This is a genomic window from Candidatus Neomarinimicrobiota bacterium, assembly GCA_018651745.1.
Lineage (GTDB): Bacteria > Fidelibacterota > Marinisomatia > Marinisomatales > TCS55 > JAAZYX01.
On the sequence record JABIDL010000040.1, the window covers coordinates 1 to 18,533 of the forward strand.

Below are 18,533 nucleotides of genomic sequence, written 5' to 3' on the forward strand. Positions count from 1 at the left end.
CCGCTCATCAACAGCAAAGGGCAACATACCAGTGCATTATTCGGTTTTTTAAATCAAGTATTCCGTTTGCTTAAAGTTGAGAATCCGGACTACCTCGTAGCAGCTTTTGATGCGAAAGAAAAAACGTTTCGTCATAAAAAATACCCTGAATACAAAGCAACTCGGGAAAAAATGCCCGACGAAATACAATCCCAATTGGAGTACCTATGGGAATTACTCGACGTGTTAAATATCCCGCGTATCGTAAAACCGGGTTTTGAGGCGGATGATATTATTGGCACTCTTACAAAAAAAGGGGAAGAAGCAGGACTCGATGTGTATATCGTTAGCGGTGATAAAGATTTTATGCAGCTCATCAATGAACATGTTTTTTTGTATGCTCCTTCTGGCCGTCGCGGTGAAATCAAGATTTACGATCCACAGAGCGTCGAAGAGAAATGGGGTATTCCGCCAGAAAAAATGATTGATATGCTCGGTCTAATGGGCGACTCTTCGGACAATGTTCCCGGTGTTTCAGGCGTGGGAAAAAAATCAGCTCAAAAATTATTAATGGAATATGGATCACTAGAAGCTGCACTCGAGAATGCAGAAAATGTTTCTAACAAACGCGTCCGAAACGGGCTTCTAGAAGGGCGTGAAAATGCAATTTTAAGCAAAGATCTCGTCACCATTGTTACGGATATGGATATTGATTCGAACATGGATTTATTTAAACGTAAACAACCGGATGGCGAGGCAGTAAAAAATCTTTTTAAGGAACTCGAATTCCACGCATTGTTGAATCAGGTGCAAGGAATAAAGGAAGCAACAGCACCCACTGCTGAAGAGTCAAATAAATCTTATGCAACAATTTTAACCAATGAACAACTTGAAGCATTGGGAAAAAAACTTCGGTCGGCGAAATTAATTTCGATTGATCTCGAAACAAATTCTCTTATCCCCATGAAAGCTGAAATTGTTGGACTCAGTTTTTCAATTAAAGCGGATTCCGGTTGGTACATTCCTATTGGCTATAAAGAAAAGGAAAAGTCGAATTTTGGCAATGATGATCTCGAAGAAGTTTTGAAAGTGCTTACTCCTGTTTTAGAAGATGGTTCCATTGCAAAAACGGGACAAAATATCAAATTTGATACATTAATTCTTCGCAATCATGGCGTGCAAGTTCAAGGCATCCAATTCGATACAATGATTGCCGCCCATCTTATAAAACCCGAACTTCGATCTTACAAACTTGATAACCTCAGTCTGGAATATCTGAATTATAGAATGGTGCCTATTGAAGATTTAATTGGAACGGGCAGAAAGCAGATTTCTATGTTTGAGGTAGCATTGGAAAAAACATCATTTTATGCCGCAGAAGATGCAGAAATCGTATTCCGGCTTACCGAAATATTTCAGAAAAAATTAAAAGAGGTGAAATTAGAAAACTTTTTTCATTCTGTAGAATTACCACTCATTCCGGTGCTCACGCAAATGGAATACGACGGTGTATTTGTGGATGGGAAACATTTGAAATCTATGTCAAAGGAAATGGGCAAGAAAATTGATAATCTTGTTGCCGATATTCAAAAAGAAGCCGGAACCGAATTCAACGTGAATTCCACGCAACAGTTGGGGCAAATTCTGTTTGATATCTTGGGACTCAAACAAATTCAAAAACGGTCAACGGCCGAGCGAGTTTTGGAACACCTTAAACAAGATCATCCTCTTCCCGGTTTGGTTCTTGAATATCGTAAACTGAATAAATTGCGAAGCACCTATATAGATGCTCTTCCGGAATTGATTCATGAAAAAACAGGAAGAATTCACAGTACTTTTAGCCAAACAGTTGCTGCCACAGGACGATTATCGAGCCGTGATCCAAATTTTCAAAACATCCCCATTCGGACAGAAGAAGGCCGAGAAATTCGCAAAGCATTTCGAGCAGAAAAAAAAGGGTGGCGAATCGTTTCCTGCGATTATTCCCAAATCGAACTCAGGATTTTGGCACACCTCAGTAAAGATCCTTCGCTTATCGATGGTTTTCAAAAAGGGGAAGACATTCATTCCAGAACTGCATCTGATATTTTTGGTGTAAAAATTGATGATGTTCTTCCGGAAATGAGGCGGTCAGCTAAAATCGTAAATTTTGGTTTGATTTACGGAGCAGGACCTTTTAGAATGAGCCAAGAACTCGGTGTGCCGAGGAACGAAGCGCAGGCGATCATTGATGCATATTTCACCCAGTACGCTGGAATAAAAAATTATATTGAATCAACGTTGGATTATGCGCGAGAAAATAAATATGTAGAAACGATGCTTGGAAGACGTCGCCCGGTTTGGGACATTGATAGCAATAATCATATGCATCGAGAGGCGGCAAAACGAATGGCAATTAATATGCCGATTCAAGGAACCAACGCGGAAATGATTAAACTGGCGATGATTGCAATTCATCATAAACTCAAAGAAAAGAAGATGGAGTCAAAAATGGTTATCCAGATTCATGATGAACTCATGTTTGAAGCTCCCAAAGCAGAAGTGGATGATTTGATTGGTATGGTTGTGGAAGAAATGGTGAATGCGCTCCTTTTGGATATTCCAATTGTAGTAGATTCAGGAGTGGGAGACTCGTGGTTTGAAGCACATTAATTGGATTAGGAATTAGAAATCGGAATCGGAAAAATTGTTTAGTTATATTGTATTACTAAAAATTTCCAACACATAAAATGATTGAAGAAAAAAATAGTATCAACTCTGTTCACTCCGTGGCTTAAAAAATGGAAGCAAGTATATCACTCAAAAAAGTTGGAAAAACTATCGGTGACAGAACCGTATTAGCCGGGCTAACCTTTGGAATAGAAAAAGGAACCATAGTTGCAATTATTGGTGACAATGAATCCGGTAAAAGTACATTATTGAAAATTTTATCAGGTTTAGATAATCCCGAATTTGGGTCGGTTTTTATTCACGGGTTGGACGCAAAAAATCGCCGTGAAGAAACGCGCATGATGCTGGGTTTTGTTCCGCACGAAATTGATTTGGATCCTTGGCTCACTTTAGAAGAGAATATCCGATTTTCCGGTCTCTTATTTGGTGCAGATAATGACAAAATTACCCATCAAATTTCCGTGTATTCCCGAGCATTGAATCTTACTGATTTTCTACACAATCCGGCGTCAAAAGTATCGCCAGGAATTCAGAAAAAAACGATGTTAGTTCGAGCACTTGCTCATGATCCAACTGTATTAATCCTTGATGAACCTACAACATTTATGGATACACGCGGAAAGCGGGAAACTTGGAACCTGCTTCGAGAATTTCGAAAAAAGAAAACTGTTTTATATGTTAGTCAATCTTTGGAAGAAGTTGAAGCGGCTCATGATCGGATTATTATGTTAGAGAACGGACGGGTTCTTTTGGATGGTAGCTTAGAAAAACTGCTTGAGAGTACGTTTGAATACCACCAGTTTGGTATCGAATTTGAACAATTAACAGATCAATTATACATTCTTCTTTCAACCGAATCTAAAGTTATTAACCCAAGTAGAACCGAAAATGTATTTCAGTTTTATGGTCGATCAAGGAGCGTATTTTTTGATATTATTCGACTTGCGGCAGAAAATGTTATGACGGATGTAACCATTAAAAAACTTGGGTTACGGGATTTACTTGATTTTCAATTCACCCGCGATGAAATAGAATGATTGTTGCACTTTTCAAACGAAGATGGTGGCTAATTCAAAATCGTCTTTTTTCGACCATCGGTTTTTCCCTGATGTTTCCCATATTATTATATGTTATGATTTTTATGGTGCTCAATACAATTATCCGGGAAAGTGGAAACCACGTTCCGTACGGCGAGTGGGTTTTTCCGGGATTTGTAGTACTGAGTGGTTCCTTCGTGATTATGCCGATATTATTTCGAGATTTCTTTGACCTACGCATTCATGGCAGAGTCCTATTGAATTTGACATTATCACCCAGTTCCAAAACAGGATTGGTGACAGGCCTCATCCTTACGAGTCTTGCAGAATCAATTCTTTTTTCCGTCGTAGCGGTAGGCGTTTTATTGACATTGTTGCAAACTTCGTTTGGTTTGATGGATTATCTCATAATGATTGCGTTTTCATGTGTGTTCAATTTTGTATTGGCTAATTCAATCGTTACACTATCTTTGCTTATTAATCGAACGTCATTATTCATGTTATCTATTTTAGCGCTTTTTATTTTAATTACATTCGGATCTGGGCTCTTGTTCGAATTAGGATTTTATCCTGATTCCGTGGGTCAAATTTTGAAATTCATTCCGACTTCAGTGATTGTCCAATGTTTTCATTCCATTTTATTTTTACATCATATTGATTGGCTACTTCTATTCGGCCCAATTATTGTAGCAGGATTTTGGACTTTGCTCAACGGGTTCATTCTCAAACGAACATTAAACCAATGAAGGCATACCTTTCAGGCGGGATGGAGCATGCTGTCGACGATGGTGCGGACTGGCGAAGAGATATGACGAAATGGCTCGCGGAAAATTTGGGGCACGATGTCGTGGACCCTGTGGTGGAGTCCGCGAAAATAGTGACGGAACATGATGCAGAAGATTATAGGGATTGGAAAATTTCCGACTCGAAAAAATATAAACACTTCATCCGCAAATTGATCGCGAGAGATATTCGTGGAGTCATTGAGGAGTCAGATTATGTCATTTGCCTTTGGGATGAATCTGTGATGAAAGGCGGTGGCACGCACGGTGAAGTGACACTTGCGTATCATTTTGGCATTCCGGTTTATCTCATCAATACAATTCCGATGGAAGATTTGAGCGGCTGGATCTTTTCCTGCAGTACCGAAGTTTTCAACTCATTTGATGCACTAAAAATCCACCTTGAAAAAACCTACCATTGAGAAAATGACCATCGGACCCAAAGCAATTATTCACCTCGATCGACTGGTCCATAATTACCAAATTGTGAAAGAATACATAGGCGGGCGCAGAATTATGGCGGTAGTAAAAGCAAACGCGTATGGGCATGGTGCGGTGGAATGCGCCAAGGCGCTGGCAAGTGATGGCTGTGATTCTTTTGCCGTCTTCACATTCGAGGAAGCGATTGAACTTCGGGATGCAAAAATTACGGATGATATTTTCGTATTCAGCCGATTGCATTCGGATTTTCTAGCAGAAGCGGTTGATAGAAAAATCACCTTAAATATATCGCACTCCGATGATTTGGATACTGTAATTGGCTTCCACGCCGAAAATGGCGAATCGCCGAAAGTGCATCTCAAAGTGGATACCGGAATGACGCGCCTTGGAATCGCGATGGAGGAAGCGGAACCTATTCTGAAAAAAATGAAGAAAGCAAACGGGATTCAATGTGAGGGAATTTACAGTCATTATGCTACTGCCGATGAAGGCGACCTTGGGTATGCTAAGGATCAGTTACACCAATTCAATTCTATTTTGGGGATGGCGGAAAAGCTTGGACTAAAATTCAAGATAAAACATTTTTCCAACAGCGGTTCGGTACTGAATCTTCCGAAATCCGGTTTTGACCTAGTCCGCGTCGGGATGCTTCTGTACGGCGCATTTCCTTCGGATGAAGTGCCGGCTGATATTGACATTAAACCCGTCATGGAATTTCGCGGGTCGATTGTGCAGGTACGCTGCGTGTCCGCCGGAACACAAGTGTCTTACGGCGGCGTATGGTCTGCGGAAAAGGATACGAATATCGGTGTTATTCAAACCGGTTTTGCCGACGGATTCCCGCGTCCGTGGTACGATGGCGGCAGTGTTTCGTATCATGGAAAACGATATCCAATCGCAGGGCGTATTTGCATGGATCAACTTATGGTGGATTTTGAAAATGATGATGTGAAAGTTGGAGAAGATGTCCTATTTTTTGGAGAGAATAAAACAGATTCAATTCGCGTGGAAGAGATCGCAACGGCGATTGAGTCAACGCCCTATGTACTGCTCACTGCCATACAGGGCAGGACAGAACGGAATTACTCCCGATCAAATTAAATAAATTAAAGAGATTAAAATGAAAAAAAATATAACATTTAATGACCTTGGCTTGTCTGGCAAAATACTGTCAGCAGTAAATAAAAAGGGTTTTGAAGAGCCGACAGAAATTCAGGCGCTCACCATTCCCCTTATGCTGAAGAATGATTCAAATATCATTGCGCAGGCTCAAACAGGAACGGGAAAAACAGCAGCGTTTGGTCTTCCTTTAATTGAAATGATACGTGCGGATATCAAGGATGTGCAGGCTCTGATATTGGTGCCGACACGAGAATTGGCCATCCAGGTTTCGGAAGAAATATCTTCGCTAAAAGGCGAAAAGGATATCAAAACGGTGCCTATTTACGGTGGACAATCCATTGATCAACAATTACGGAGGTTAAAGAAAGGTGTCCATATTGTTGTCGGTTCGCCGGGGAGAGTGATAGACCATCTTAAGAGGAGAACGCTTAAGTTGGACAAAATCGAGCATCTCATTTTGGATGAGGCGGATGAAATGTTGAATATGGGGTTTATTGACGATATGGAAGAAATATTTGAATACACAAATCCTGACAAAAAGACATTATTATTTTCTGCAACTATGCCGAATAGAATTAAGAGTCTTGCCAAAAAATATATGGATGGTTATGAATTGTTAACTGCAAAAAAAGTGCAGCTGACAACCGATCTCACCGAGCAAATTTATTTTGAAGTAAGAGTGGCCGATAAATTTGGCGCACTATGCAGAATTATTGATATTGAAGATAATTTTTATGGACTTGTATTTTGTAGGACCAAAATAAATGTGGATAAAATCGCAACCCATTTAGCGGATAGAGGATATGATTCTGAAGCCATTCACGGAGATATTTCCCAGCCGCAGCGGGAGCGAACATTGAACAAATTTAAGAGCAAAAAAATCAATATTCTTGTTGCCACCGATGTTGCCGCAAGAGGAATTGATGTAAACGATTTAACGCATGTTATTAATTATTCGCTTCCGCAGGATCCGGAGGCTTATGTCCATCGAATCGGCCGGACAGGGAGAGCCGGAAAAGAAGGCACTGCCATTACATTTATTACACCGAATGAATATTCAAGGCTGATGTTTATCCAGCGGAAGGCTGGTTCGGATATCAAAAAATCTGCCATTCCTGGAGTTGAAGATATCATCAATGCCAAAAGGAAAAAGATTGATGAAAATTTGGCTTCTATTAATAAAGAAACCATTCATGCAGATTATTACAATTGGGCAAAAGAGCTACTCGGCGAAAATAACCATACAGAAATTTTAGCCGCTGTTTTGAATTATAGTTTTGAAGAATCATTAAACCCTAAATCATATGGTGATATTGCAGATTTGAATACGAAAAGAAAAAATCTGGATCAGCAGGGAAAAACCAGACTTTTTGTCGCCATGGGAAAGAAAGATAAAATTAACGCAAAAAAGCTGGTGGATTTGGTATTGAGTAAAGTGTCCATGAAAGCGAAGGATATAAGCGATATTCAAATTATGGATTCATTTTCGTTTATGACCGTCCCGTTTGAAATGGCCGAAAAAATCGTTGTCAGTTTTAAAAAGAAAAGAGGAAGACCGCTTATTTCTCATGTTAAAAAATCAAAGAAAAAGAAGAGAAAGAAGAAGAGATGAATTTTATAAGGATTTGATCCTCTGAATTTAATCGTTAAAACGGTTACCTTTTTCCCAGCATTTACAATGCGGGCTTTTGCCCGGGATTAATCAAAACCAAACGATGAGTAACCGATTTACTGGTTTATTCGATTGGCTCCGCATTCTGACTCCACTCAGAAAAATGAGGAAGATCGTCATCCATCGAAATCCACTTTATCCGTTTCCGATCCCAGATATGCTTTTTGGGTGAGACTGAATCGGGATCGTCCAGCGTTCCGGCGCTAATATCTATGGTATCTGATTTCAGGGGATTGTAGGTAATGGAAGATCCGCAGTTATCACAAAATCCGCGATCCACTTTTTCATTTGTATTGTGAGTTTTCAAATTTCCAGAAATAATAAAAAATGAAGATTTTTTAACAACTACCCACGTGGTGAACGGCCCGCCAACTGATCGTTTGCAGTTGCCGCAATGGCAGTGAACAACTGTCATGGGATCACCAGATATTTCGTACTTGATTTTACCGCAATAGCATTTTCCTGTTAGCATAATCTAATTCCTATAAATTTCTTTGTACTTGTATTTTGCGGGACGCAAAGTTTCCATTCAACTTAATCCCCTTTGGATTTATCCACATTGGAAAAAAAAGGAACTAGATCCAAGTCTATATACTTGGGATGAAGAAACAATTGGAAACAAAATGTAAAAATATTAATCTCTATGTCTCGGTGGTGAAAAATCTTTAATCCGCATCCTCATCCGGTTTCCTAACCCAAGAACGTCTATCGTTGAAAATCTTTTTTTTCATTTTCGCCCAATCTTGAATTAATTCCTTCATTGTATTAGTTTTTTTCGGGTCATTAGGAAAAGCAGTTTCAATCATATTAAGCATTGAATTTTTTCGGGAATCTATTTCGCCTAATTCTATAATTTCTTCCTGTGCCCATCCTTTTTTTTCTGATTGAACTATTTCTTTTTCTTCTTCTACAACTTTAGTTTGTTCTTGGTTGCTTATGAGAAAGGAAACAATCAAAACTATTACGATAACTACGATAATTAATGGATACATATTTTAGCCTCCTAAAGCGGGAACTCGCACCACATCGATTCCAAAATCATATGGCAGGACACCGGCCCACCAAAAAATTACCATAGCGATCATCACCATGATAGCCACCGGCCATGCAAAGGTTGCCATTCGAATAAAGTCTTTTGCATCCAGTTGTCCGCTGGCATATACGATAGAACTTGCTGGTGTTCCGATTACGAGCCAATAGGCAAGCGAAGTAGAAATAGCGAGCCCGACGCCCACTAAAATTGGATTGGTTCCGGAACTTTGTGCCATCTCGAGAACTACAGGTCCAATGACTGCTACGGTAGCTCCGGCACTCATTAAGTTTGTAAGTAATGCTCCGATTAAAATCACCACTAATATAAGAGGCAACCCTGAACTGATACCAAATATCGCCATGATATCAATGAGGCTATCGGCAAGCCATCTTGCAGCGCCGGTTGCCTTAAATACAGACCCAAGACTGATTGCTCCTGCATACAAAATGATGACTCCCCAACTGACATTTTCCTCATAATCTTTCCACGATGTCAGCCCAAGAAGCATAAATAAAACTGCCCCGGAAATTGCCACACCACCAAGACCTAATGGAAATCCAAGAATGGAAGCGGTGACCGATTTATCTGTGATCCACATAAATATCAACAGCATCATAATCCCGCCAACCAGCCATTGTTTTCGAGTCATTTTACCATGTTTTTCGAGGTCTTTTTTCAAGACATTTACAGCATCCGAAAGATCGTTCACTTCTGGTTTAAAGAGTATGGGAAGTAGAAATGCCATAATTACTGACATGATGGCAGTATAGAAAACACCCATTCTCATCCACTCAAAAAATGTAATATTCGGGCTGACGAAATCCTCGAGAAATCCAATCATGATAGCATTTCGTGCTCCGCCTGTGGGACTCATCGGTGCACCAACCATGCAGCCGATAGCGATCGACATCATGAGCAATTTTCCCAAACGTGGTGCAGGAATAGTTTTATTCGTCATGGTGTATAGAGCAAGTGCGATCGGAACGAACATGGGAGCTATCGATGCTTCGTTGATAAAAGCAGATGGAATTGCGGTGCCAAGCAAAAGCCCAAAAACGATGTTTCGAGTTTTAGTTCCGGATAGTTTAACCACTAACATCCCAATTCGTTTATCCAATCCGTATTTCACCAAGGTTGCACCAATCGCCAGTGATCCTGCAATAAACCAAACCGCATCATGTGCGTAGGTTCCAACAATATGCGATGGGTCTGTTATGCCGAAGAAGAGTTGAACGAGCCCGATTAAAAGCGCTACAGCCGGCATCGGAATTGCTTCGGTTGCAAAAAAGATAGTACATGCACCCAAGAGAGCGAGAATAATTTTCATATTCTGAGCCCTTTGTATAAGGAATTCCGCATTGAGGTCTGCACCGAATAGCTCACGGGCAGTAACGAGCATAGAATCTGGAGTTGGCATGAGCGACAATAAGGAAAAAATGATAATGCCGACACCGAGCCATTTGAAATCGGTGGTTTTTGCGAAACCGCCAGAATTACTATTAGGGAGTACAGAATCCATGCTGATATGGTAAAACTGCCTATAAATCAGGAATTCTGCAAGAGTTTACCCGATAAAAAGGTCGGAAAACCTCCAAGCAGATTGTGTAAATTAGATGAAGCATTAGGAGTCGCACATTCATCCATTAGACACAACTATAATCATTCTCTTTTTGTCAGCGATGACAGGATTTGGCCTATGGCAAGCCAGATTGAACCGGACGACAGAAGATTATTTCCTTGCCAGCAAAACCATTCCCTGGGTTGTAGCAATGGGATCAATCGTTGCTACCGAAACATCTGTATTAACTTTTGTGAGTATTCCAGGGTTTGCGTATCGCGACAATTGGTTTTTTCTTCAGTTAGCTTTTGGTTTCATAGTAGGCAGGATTTTAGTTAGTTTTATTCTACTCCCATCATTTTTTGAAAAAGGGGTTCAATCTATTTATGAAATAATTGGTGACCGATTTGGCTCCGGGTTACAAAAAATAGCATCAGGAGTGTTTCTATTTACTCGGGTGCTTGCGGATGGTGTCAGGTTTCTTGCGACAGCAGTCATTGTTCAAGCAATAACAGGTTGGTCAATTACAACAGCTGTGCTGATTATTGGAATCATTACTCTTTCATACACACTTTTAGGTGGAATTCGAACGATTGTATGGCTTGACACTTTTCAATTCTTTTTGTATTTGGCCGGCGCCATGATATCCATTGTTTTCATATTAAATGCAATGGAAATTGGATTTGGACAGATGATTTCAGATTTATTTTCTGCCGGAAAAATGAATATTCTGCGGTGGGGAGAAGGCAATCCGTTCATGAATGCATGGGCTTTCCCAAGTGCATTTTTCGGAGGCACACTCTTATCATTTGCGTCCCATGGTTCGGATTATATGATGGTCCAGCGGGTGCTCGGATGCCGGTCGCTTCAGGATGCAAGAAAAGCTATGATTGGCAGCGGATTTTTTGTGTTCTTTCAATTTTCACTTTTTCTTCTTGTCGGTTCGATGCTGTTTCAATATCTAGAAGGGATAGAGCTCACAAAAGATCGGGAATTCGCTGTTTTTATCACCCAGCATCTACCCATAGGATTAAAAGGAATTCTGCTTGCCGGAGTTCTTTCTGCTGCAATGTCCACACTCAGTTCTTCAATCAATTCGCTTGCATCTTCCACCATGACAGACTGGTTAAAAAAACAATCCCTAAATCTTGCGAAACAGGTATCTTTTGGATGGGCGATAGTCTTGGTAGGAATGGCAGTCCTTTTTGATGAAAGCGATACAGCTTTGGTTGAACTTGGATTGCAGGTAGCATCCTTTACTTATGGAGGATTGCTTGGGTTATTTCTTCTTTCCAAATTCAATACGAAAATCCATCCTGCTAGCGCAATCATTGGACTCATTGGAAGCCTCGCCATTGTTCTGTATTTAAAAACAACCGGCATTGGATGGACATGGTTTATCGGTTTTGCTGTCATCACTAATCTTGTATTAGCTTTCCTTTCGCATTTCATCATTAAAAAAATGAATCTCAACAAAAATTATCATGCGTAAACTCATTGTCAGTCTTGCTTTAACAGTAATGAGTTTAAATGCTCAGGAATTCGAACATACTCGAGTTGTCAAAGTTCCGGATTTATCCTTTACGAACCGCGTCTATACCGGATTGGATATTCTTGCGCAAATGGATTACCGTCCGCTAAAAGGACGCAGTATTGCAGTATTATGCAATCAGGCGAGCGTCGATAGAAACGGTCGACACATTCTTGAAATTTTGAATGATATCGAGGATGTTGATGTTAAATATATTTTTCTGCCGGAGCATGGGTTGTTCGGAACCGATGACGATAGGTTACGGATGATCGGGGATAAATCATTTGATCCTGTAACCGGTGCAAGAATTGTGGATTTGTGGGGTAGATATATTAAACCACCTCGCTGGGTGTTGGACGATGTGGACATAGTTTTGATTGATATTCAAGACACAGGCGTTCGTTATACAACTTACATCACAACTATTTCGAAAATCATGGAATCCTGCAGCGATTTTGATGTTCCCATTTTGTTATTGGACAGACCCAATCCGATTCGCGGTGATCGTGTAGATGGTCCCGTGGTTCGAACGGCGTACCAATCTTTCGAAAGCTATCATTTGGTTCCGATTAGGCACGGTCTTACGGTTGGCGAATTTGCACTTATGGTAAACGAAATGGGCTGGGTGAAAGATCTTGCACGTGCCAATCTGGTTATTATTCCCCTCAGAAACTGGAAACGAAATATGTGGTTTGACAATACAGAATTACCTTGGGTTCCGCCACAACCAAATCTTGATTCTCTCGAAACTGTAGTAGGATACATTGGTTTTTCTTTAGCACGTGGAACCAATTTGAATATCGGATTTGGAACAGATAAACCGTATTTCAGATTTGGCGCGCCATGGTTATCGGGAAAACATTTGAAGGATAAATTGATTGCGCAGAATTTGCCGGGAATAAAGGTAAGCTCAGTGCGCTACAAGCCGGATGACGGTACGGGAAAAAAGATCCTTCCTCGCCACGGAGGTACGTATTGCAGCGGCGTTGATATTTCCATCACAGACCGAAATAAGTTCGATCCACTTCGAACGGCGACTTCACTCATTATTCTGACCAGCAGATTATATCCTAGAGAATTCCAGTGGACAGGGGACGGTTATATTGATAAATTATTCGGAACTAGTTTATTGCGAACGTTTACAGCCCAAGAAAAACCACCTGAATATTTACCCCCTCAGTGGAATCATGATGTATTTCGTTTTAACCAGTTTAGAGAAAGGTTTTTGCTCTACGAATGAAAGTTGGGCTGATCCTGTTTTATTTTTCTGCATTGATGGCGCAAACCCATTTGTCAGTTCCGCAAAGTGTGTGGCGAATTCGTGTGATAAATGATATGTTTAATGGGAATTGGAAGGGCCCGGATGGAGAAGATGGAATCAACGGAATGCAATCCTTATGGAACAACCAAATTTGGAAGATCAATGAAATGCGGTCGCGCAGCGGAAATAAAACTACAACGCAGATTGATTACGGTTTATCTGATAAAATGAATATATCCATTTCAGTTCCGTATATTTCCAGGTTTGAGGAAAAAATGACGATTTCCGTTAGCCCATCGGATACTGCGGGTCTGTCGCCAGATTCCATTATTAGTCGATTTCACCCATCATCACGGTCAAATTCCGGCGTCGGCGATGTTTCTCTTGGGCTGCAAGTTAATTTGGTTGGAATACCAACGTGGTCGGGGAAAGGCGCTGTTTCTGTTTATGGAGGCGTTTCGGTAACTCTTCCGACAGCGGAACGATTAGGTCCGTACGAACCGGGCTCGGTGGATACGAGCGGAATTCCGATGCAATTTTACGAGCTTCCCATTGGACACGGGCTTACGGAGTATACACTATCGCTGGGCGGTGAATTTTATCGGAAGATTCTTGGAAGGATGTCCACGCTTCGTTGGAATATGCATTATGCAGCATTTTCCCAGGAACAGGTGAATTCGTCGCTGTCTTTTGTCGGATTTGACGAATCAAATCCGGATAGTTTGGCTACCATGATTGGATCAAAACATCTATACAGACGTGGAAATACATTTTCAGGGAATTTTTCGGGGCGATTCGAAGTGTTAAAGGAAATGATAATTGTAGAAGCGGGAATGGATTGGAAATTCACCGGACGTGATTTTTTCAAGTCTAACAGTTCGACCTGGGATAGTTGGATGGAATACAGACAGGTGAAGGGAAGCCTCATCCACAGTACAAGGCGAACTAGGATTCGACAATTCGTGACTGTCCGTTATCAAAATGTAAATCCTATAAAAAAAATTGGTCCGATTCCTTTTGAATTGGAAGTTGGTCTGATATTTCCCATGCCGCTTCTCGTCAGAAACGAATTTAATACGACAGCTTTGTGGGTTGGCATTACAAGCTATACGCAGATGTGGTAGATTTGAAAGCCGAATGAACCTTCCTCAATCCAAAAAGAGTATTTTCAGCTGGGCATTGTATGACTGGGCAAACAGCGCTTTTGCCACAACGGTGCTCGCCGGATTTTTTCCGCTGTTTTTTAAAGAATATTGGGCAGATTCAAGTCAGCCGGCGATGAGCACATTTTATCTCGGACTCGCAAATTCAATTGCCTCTATCATGATTGCGGTTTTGGCGCCGTTTCTTGGATCCATCGCAGATAGGGGAACTGCTAAAAAGAGATTTCTGCTTTTCTTTTTATGCATTGGCGTTTTCATGACATCCGGATTGTATTTGGTTGATTTAGGAAATTGGCAATTGGCTGCCGTGTTTTTTGTGGGAGGATCACTTGGCTTTGCCGGTGGAAATATTTTTTATGATTCTCTGCTTCCCTCTATTACAACGGAAGAAAATGTGGATAAAGTATCGTCACTTGGCTTTGGACTGGGATATATCGGCGGCGGATTGCTGTTCGCCGTGAATGTTATGATGTTCCTCAATCCAGAGCTATTTGGAATCGCTGACAAAGCAGAAGCGATAAAAATATCCTTTGTGTCCGTCGGAGTTTGGTGGGCACTGTTTTCCATTCCACTATTTCTGAATGTCAAAGAACCGCAAATTCACGCATCGGTGTCGTTAAGAAAAGCCGTAATTCAAGGTTGGACGCAATTAAGGGAAACGCTGAACCATATTCATCATTTAAAAGTCGTTGGCCTATTCTTGTTGGCGTACTGGTTTTACATTGACGGCGTGGACACCATCGTCAAAATGGCGGTGGATTATGGGATGGGAATAGGATTTAATAGCGAATCACTCATCACCGCACTGCTGATTGTTCAGTTTGTAGCCTTTCCATCCGCACTCGTTTATGGGTGGCTTGCGGGTAAAATAGGCGCTAAAACAGCGATATTGACTTCGATTGCGGCGTATGCATTGATCACAATCGGCGGCGCGCTTATGCAGGAAGAATGGCATTTTTATGTATTGGCGATTTCCATTGGACTTTTTCAAGGAGGCATTCAGGCGCTCAGCAGAAGTTTGTACACACGGCTTATCCCGAAGAGAAAAGCTGCCCAGTTTTTTGGGTTTTACAATATGCTTGGCAAATTCGCTGCCGTACTCGGACCGGTTCTTATGGGAGGCATTACGGTGCTTACCGGTAATCCAAGGCTCGGAATTTTGGGTGTTTTAATCCTGTTTATCATCGGATTTGTATTACTCACAAAAGTGGATGTAGAGGAAGGCAAGCGGATGGCAGATGCATATCCGGTTGAATAATATGATCTTTCAAAAAACAGTTGATCGGTATCTTTTTCTCCCTATAAACTTCAAGCGAAGCCCCGCTGGTGTGGCGTGCTCTTCAGGGAAAAAAATTTTCTCGAGGGTGACTTGGCGGGGCTTTTTAATTTAAATTTAGTTATTATGAAACATATAAAAATCATATAAAGTAAATTATGAAATGTACAGCAACCTATTCTCAGCTTGTTATGCCGGATCACATCAATGTTATTGGAACGCTATTCGGTGGAAAAATGGTTTCCTGGATGGACCTTGCCGCAGCCAAAGTATCCTATCGGTTTTTGGAAGGAAGCGGATCGTCGGGAGCTGTGACGGTTGTTATCGAAAAAGTTGAGTTTGCTGAACCTGTATATTTAGGCGAATGGGTTAATTTTATTAGCACTGTCGTAAAAGCAGGAACATCGTCCTTCACGATAAAGGTTGAAGCGCATGCGGAAGGCAGAGAAAGAGGGAGGAGATTGGCAAGTTCTGCTATCATTACTATGGTGGCAGTCAAGAAGGACGCCGATGGGAAATACCATAAATTGAAACATGGAAAAACGGTTGAGTAAATCTCCTAAGAAATATTTTTTCGTTTTTATTATATTACACCTCCAATTTTGGGGGTGTTCTTTTTTGGGAACAAAATCTTTTCCTGAGCCAATCCTTTTAGATACCAATCCGGTGGTGGCGCTGAGATATACGTATTCGGAAGTTGAATTACTTGCGCCTTTCAAATGGCAGATTGGACCGCATGCAGCAGATATTTTAGTTTTACACCGAAATAATCCGGCGTCGCCCATTTTCCACTCCACAGTTTTTGCTGGCGATTCTTTCCATGTGATTCTACCGTATAACGCATTCAGCGAAGATTCTTTGGAAAATCTGTTAACCGTTCAGCCATTAGGCGGTGGTTATAATCCAATCCACCACTTTTTTAATGCACCAATCGATTCCATTTATGAATTTCCAATGATTTCGATTCCATGAAACATGTTTTTTCTATTGTAGGATTATTGTCCATTGCAATTTCGCAAACCATAGTAAATATCAATACTATTCCACGTGAAGTAACCGTCTTTTTGGACGATATTGAATTGGGCGATTCTCCCATTAATACGACGATTATAGACACGGGAAAACATAGTTTGCGATTTGAAAAAAAGAGATTTGTAACTTCTTCAACCGAAATAATGATTGCACCTTCAAAACTGTTGGACATTCAAGTCCGCCTCGTTCCGCTACATTCGGTTTTATTTATGGCAGAGGATGAAGGACTCGTTTTTGAGTGGGACGAGTCTTACAAATGGACACACAAGAAAATATCGTTTGATATGCAAGAAGGTACCCATGTCTTAAAAGTATTTCGTAACAGAGAATTGGTGGATAAACAAAGAATAAAAATTACCCGCCCGCAAACGATTGGATATCGTCTTTCCATAGATTCAACCTATGTTGATCACTAGAAAATTCAAACATTTACGTTAAGAAATAAGACAAATTTATCCTAACTTTTCAGCCCGAAAATGAATCACTTTTAATGAAGGAGTAATATGATGGCCCATGTAAAAGCAATAAAATTAATTACAGGTGACTGGCAGGAAATTAAACCGGACCTTTTCGCATTGGGATTGTTTGAGGCCGGTACGCTTACTGCCAGAGGAAAATCAGCTAATGAATCCGTTGGGGGGCAAATTTCAAACGCTATGAAAAGCGGTGATCTCAAAGGAAAAGCTGGCGAATTGACTGTGTTTTACGGGGATGATTCCAGAGTGCTGGTGGTTGGCCTGGGGAAGAAAAAAGATTTCAGTGCGGAAATTGTCCGTAGTGCTGCCGGTTCTGTTGCCAAAATTGCAATCGAAAAGAAATTGAAACATGTTTTGGTTGAGTCTTTTGGCGAAGATAAAACTATGTATGCGGGACAAGCACTTGCTGAAGGGTTGATCTTGGGGAGCTATCAATATTTAGATTTTCACACGAATGATAAAGATCAATTTGAATTGGCAGAATTGTCGGTAATTGGAGGGAATAAAGGCGGAATAGAAAAGGGAGTAGGAGTTGCGAATGGGGTTTGTCTTGCCCGTGATTTGGGAAATCATCCCGGGAATATTACAACGCCGACCAAGTTAGCAGAGACTGCAGCTGAAATTGCCAAAGAAGGCAAAATGAAAATTACAGTATTTGATCGGAAAGAATTTACTGAGATGGGAATGGGTGGACTTGCCGGCGTGTCTGCAGGAACGGACGAACCACCCAAATTTATTTTACTTGAATACTTAAAAGGGAAGAAATCCCAGAAACCGAAAATTTTGGTTGGCAAAGGAATCACCTTTGATTCAGGCGGAATTTCAATTAAGCCTGCCGGGAAAATGGATGAAATGAAATTTGATATGTGTGGCGCCGGAACCGTTTTGGGAGTCATGAAAACACTCGCTGGATTGAAACCTAAAATAAATGTTGTTGGCATTATTGCCGCAACAGAAAATTTAAGCGGAGGGATGGCATATAAACCCGGGGACGTCCTCACTGCATACAACGGAAAAACAATCGAAGTTCTTAACACCGATGCCGAAGGACGAAATGTACTTGCCGACGGATTATCTTATGCAAGTAAGCATTACAATCCCGCATTTATTTTAGATTTTGCAACGCTAACTGGTGCAGTTTTGGTTGCATTAGGTCACGAAGCAACCGGGATTATGGGTACAAACAAAACATTAATTGAACGTATTAAAAAATCATCAGAAAAAACGGGTGAAAAGGTGTGGGAACTTCCACTTTGGGATGTATTCTCAGAGCATGTGAAATCTGACATTGCCGATGTAAAAAATATCGGGAAACCGATGCAAGCTGGAACTATTTCTGCCGCAGCATTTCTAAAAGAATTTGTTGGTGAAGATATTCCATGGGTGCATTTTGACATTGCCGGAACAGCATGGGGAGACCGCAAACGTTCTTATTTTTACAAACAAGGTGCAACCGGAGAAATCATCCGTACTGCATTAAATGTGATTGGAGCATAAACC

General features: G+C 40.9%; 17 protein-coding genes. 14 read left to right on the forward strand and 3 right to left on the reverse strand.

The window, feature by feature from the left end:
- The 6 genes from polA to HOD97_07505 all read left to right on the forward strand — a co-directional run.
- The coding region (gene polA, locus HOD97_07480) for a DNA polymerase I (GenBank protein ID MBT4281435.1) at window positions 1–2,631 on the forward strand (2,631 nt) is incomplete at its 5' end.
- Window positions 2,632–2,759: 128 nt separating this feature from the next.
- Window positions 2,760–3,686, forward strand: coding sequence for an ABC transporter ATP-binding protein (locus tag HOD97_07485; GenBank protein MBT4281436.1), 927 nt, complete (start codon window positions 2,760–2,762; stop codon window positions 3,684–3,686).
- On the forward strand, window positions 3,683–4,432 hold the full coding sequence (locus tag HOD97_07490) for a hypothetical protein (GenBank protein MBT4281437.1): 750 nt from the start codon (window positions 3,683–3,685) through the stop codon (window positions 4,430–4,432). Before HOD97_07485 ends, HOD97_07490 begins: the two co-directional genes overlap by 4 nt.
- A complete protein-coding gene (locus tag HOD97_07495; GenBank protein MBT4281438.1) occupies window positions 4,429–4,890 on the forward strand; it encodes a hypothetical protein in 462 nt (153 codons plus the stop codon). The genes HOD97_07490 and HOD97_07495 overlap by 4 nt, the downstream gene beginning before the upstream one ends.
- A 4-nt stretch (window positions 4,891–4,894) precedes the next feature.
- Window positions 4,895–6,010, forward strand: coding sequence for an alanine racemase (gene alr / locus HOD97_07500; protein MBT4281439.1), 1,116 nt, complete (start codon window positions 4,895–4,897; stop codon window positions 6,008–6,010).
- A gap of 19 nt (window positions 6,011–6,029) precedes the next feature.
- On the forward strand, window positions 6,030–7,643 hold the full coding sequence (locus HOD97_07505) for a DEAD/DEAH box helicase (protein ID MBT4281440.1): 1,614 nt from the start codon (window positions 6,030–6,032) through the stop codon (window positions 7,641–7,643).
- A 124-nt stretch (window positions 7,644–7,767) separates the two neighbouring features.
- Here the strand turns inward: HOD97_07505 and HOD97_07510 are convergent, their stop codons facing one another.
- From HOD97_07510 to HOD97_07520, 3 genes are all read right to left on the reverse strand, one after another.
- Window positions 7,768–8,175: a GFA family protein gene (locus HOD97_07510; GenBank protein ID MBT4281441.1), complete on the reverse strand. Its 408-nt coding sequence runs from the start codon at window positions 8,173–8,175 to the stop codon at window positions 7,768–7,770.
- Window positions 8,176–8,368: 193 nt separating this feature from the next.
- Window positions 8,369–8,695, reverse strand: a complete 327-nt coding sequence (locus HOD97_07515; protein ID MBT4281442.1) for a hypothetical protein — start codon at window positions 8,693–8,695, stop codon at window positions 8,369–8,371.
- A 3-nt stretch (window positions 8,696–8,698) separates the two neighbouring features.
- Window positions 8,699–10,255, reverse strand: coding sequence for a DASS family sodium-coupled anion symporter (locus tag HOD97_07520; protein ID MBT4281443.1), 1,557 nt, complete (start codon window positions 10,253–10,255; stop codon window positions 8,699–8,701).
- Between the two features lie 115 nt (window positions 10,256–10,370).
- Here HOD97_07520 and HOD97_07525 point away from each other — a divergent pair, with 115 nt between their 5' ends.
- From HOD97_07525 to HOD97_07560, 8 genes are all read left to right on the forward strand, one after another.
- The gene (locus HOD97_07525; GenBank protein ID MBT4281444.1) at window positions 10,371–11,786 is read left to right on the forward strand and encodes a sodium:solute symporter; all 1,416 of its coding nucleotides are present in this window, start codon (window positions 10,371–10,373) and stop codon (window positions 11,784–11,786) included.
- Window positions 11,779–13,065 (forward strand): DUF1343 domain-containing protein, encoded by a 1,287-nt coding sequence (locus HOD97_07530; protein ID MBT4281445.1) that lies wholly within the window; start codon window positions 11,779–11,781, stop codon window positions 13,063–13,065. Before HOD97_07525 ends, HOD97_07530 begins: the two co-directional genes overlap by 8 nt.
- Window positions 13,062–14,210 (forward strand): hypothetical protein, encoded by a 1,149-nt coding sequence (locus HOD97_07535; protein ID MBT4281446.1) that lies wholly within the window; start codon window positions 13,062–13,064, stop codon window positions 14,208–14,210. Before HOD97_07530 ends, HOD97_07535 begins: the two co-directional genes overlap by 4 nt.
- Before the next feature lie 13 nt (window positions 14,211–14,223).
- Window positions 14,224–15,507 carry an MFS transporter gene (locus HOD97_07540; protein MBT4281447.1) on the forward strand — a complete coding sequence of 428 codons (1,284 nt, stop codon included), beginning with the start codon at window positions 14,224–14,226 and terminating at the stop codon, window positions 15,505–15,507.
- 176 nt (window positions 15,508–15,683) lie between these two features.
- Window positions 15,684–16,079, forward strand: coding sequence for an acyl-CoA thioesterase (locus HOD97_07545; protein ID MBT4281448.1), 396 nt, complete (start codon window positions 15,684–15,686; stop codon window positions 16,077–16,079).
- Between the two features lie 64 nt (window positions 16,080–16,143).
- On the forward strand, window positions 16,144–16,497 hold the full coding sequence (locus HOD97_07550) for a hypothetical protein (GenBank protein ID MBT4281449.1): 354 nt from the start codon (window positions 16,144–16,146) through the stop codon (window positions 16,495–16,497).
- On the forward strand, window positions 16,494–16,973 hold the full coding sequence (locus HOD97_07555; GenBank protein MBT4281450.1) for a PEGA domain-containing protein: 480 nt from the start codon (window positions 16,494–16,496) through the stop codon (window positions 16,971–16,973). The genes HOD97_07550 and HOD97_07555 overlap by 4 nt, the downstream gene beginning before the upstream one ends.
- An 87-nt stretch (window positions 16,974–17,060) precedes the next feature.
- Window positions 17,061–18,530 (forward strand): leucyl aminopeptidase, encoded by a 1,470-nt coding sequence (locus HOD97_07560; protein ID MBT4281451.1) that lies wholly within the window; start codon window positions 17,061–17,063, stop codon window positions 18,528–18,530.
- Window positions 18,531–18,533: the final 3 nt, after the last annotated feature.

Bases quoted from the DNA above. Each gene is read 5' to 3' on its own strand.
- alr (MBT4281439.1), top strand. From the start codon at position 4,895: ATGACCATCGGACCCAAAGCAATTATTCACCTCGATCGACTGGTCCAT.
- HOD97_07545 (MBT4281448.1), top strand. From the start codon at position 15,684: ATGAAATGTACAGCAACCTATTCTCAGCTTGTTATGCCGGATCACATC.
- HOD97_07560 (MBT4281451.1), top strand. From the start codon at position 17,061: ATGATGGCCCATGTAAAAGCAATAAAATTAATTACAGGTGACTGGCAG.
- HOD97_07540 (MBT4281447.1), top strand. From the start codon at position 14,224: ATGAACCTTCCTCAATCCAAAAAGAGTATTTTCAGCTGGGCATTGTAT.
- HOD97_07555 (MBT4281450.1), top strand. From the start codon at position 16,494: ATGAAACATGTTTTTTCTATTGTAGGATTATTGTCCATTGCAATTTCG.
- HOD97_07510 (MBT4281441.1), bottom strand. From the start codon at position 8,175: ATGCTAACAGGAAAATGCTATTGCGGTAAAATCAAGTACGAAATATCT.
- HOD97_07495 (MBT4281438.1), top strand. From the start codon at position 4,429: ATGAAGGCATACCTTTCAGGCGGGATGGAGCATGCTGTCGACGATGGT.
- HOD97_07520 (MBT4281443.1), bottom strand. From the start codon at position 10,255: ATGGATTCTGTACTCCCTAATAGTAATTCTGGCGGTTTCGCAAAAACC.
- HOD97_07485 (MBT4281436.1), top strand. From the start codon at position 2,760: ATGGAAGCAAGTATATCACTCAAAAAAGTTGGAAAAACTATCGGTGAC.
- HOD97_07490 (MBT4281437.1), top strand. From the start codon at position 3,683: ATGATTGTTGCACTTTTCAAACGAAGATGGTGGCTAATTCAAAATCGT.
- HOD97_07530 (MBT4281445.1), top strand. From the start codon at position 11,779: ATGCGTAAACTCATTGTCAGTCTTGCTTTAACAGTAATGAGTTTAAAT.
- HOD97_07535 (MBT4281446.1), top strand. From the start codon at position 13,062: ATGAAAGTTGGGCTGATCCTGTTTTATTTTTCTGCATTGATGGCGCAA.
- HOD97_07505 (MBT4281440.1), top strand. From the start codon at position 6,030: ATGAAAAAAAATATAACATTTAATGACCTTGGCTTGTCTGGCAAAATA.
- HOD97_07515 (MBT4281442.1), bottom strand. From the start codon at position 8,695: ATGTATCCATTAATTATCGTAGTTATCGTAATAGTTTTGATTGTTTCC.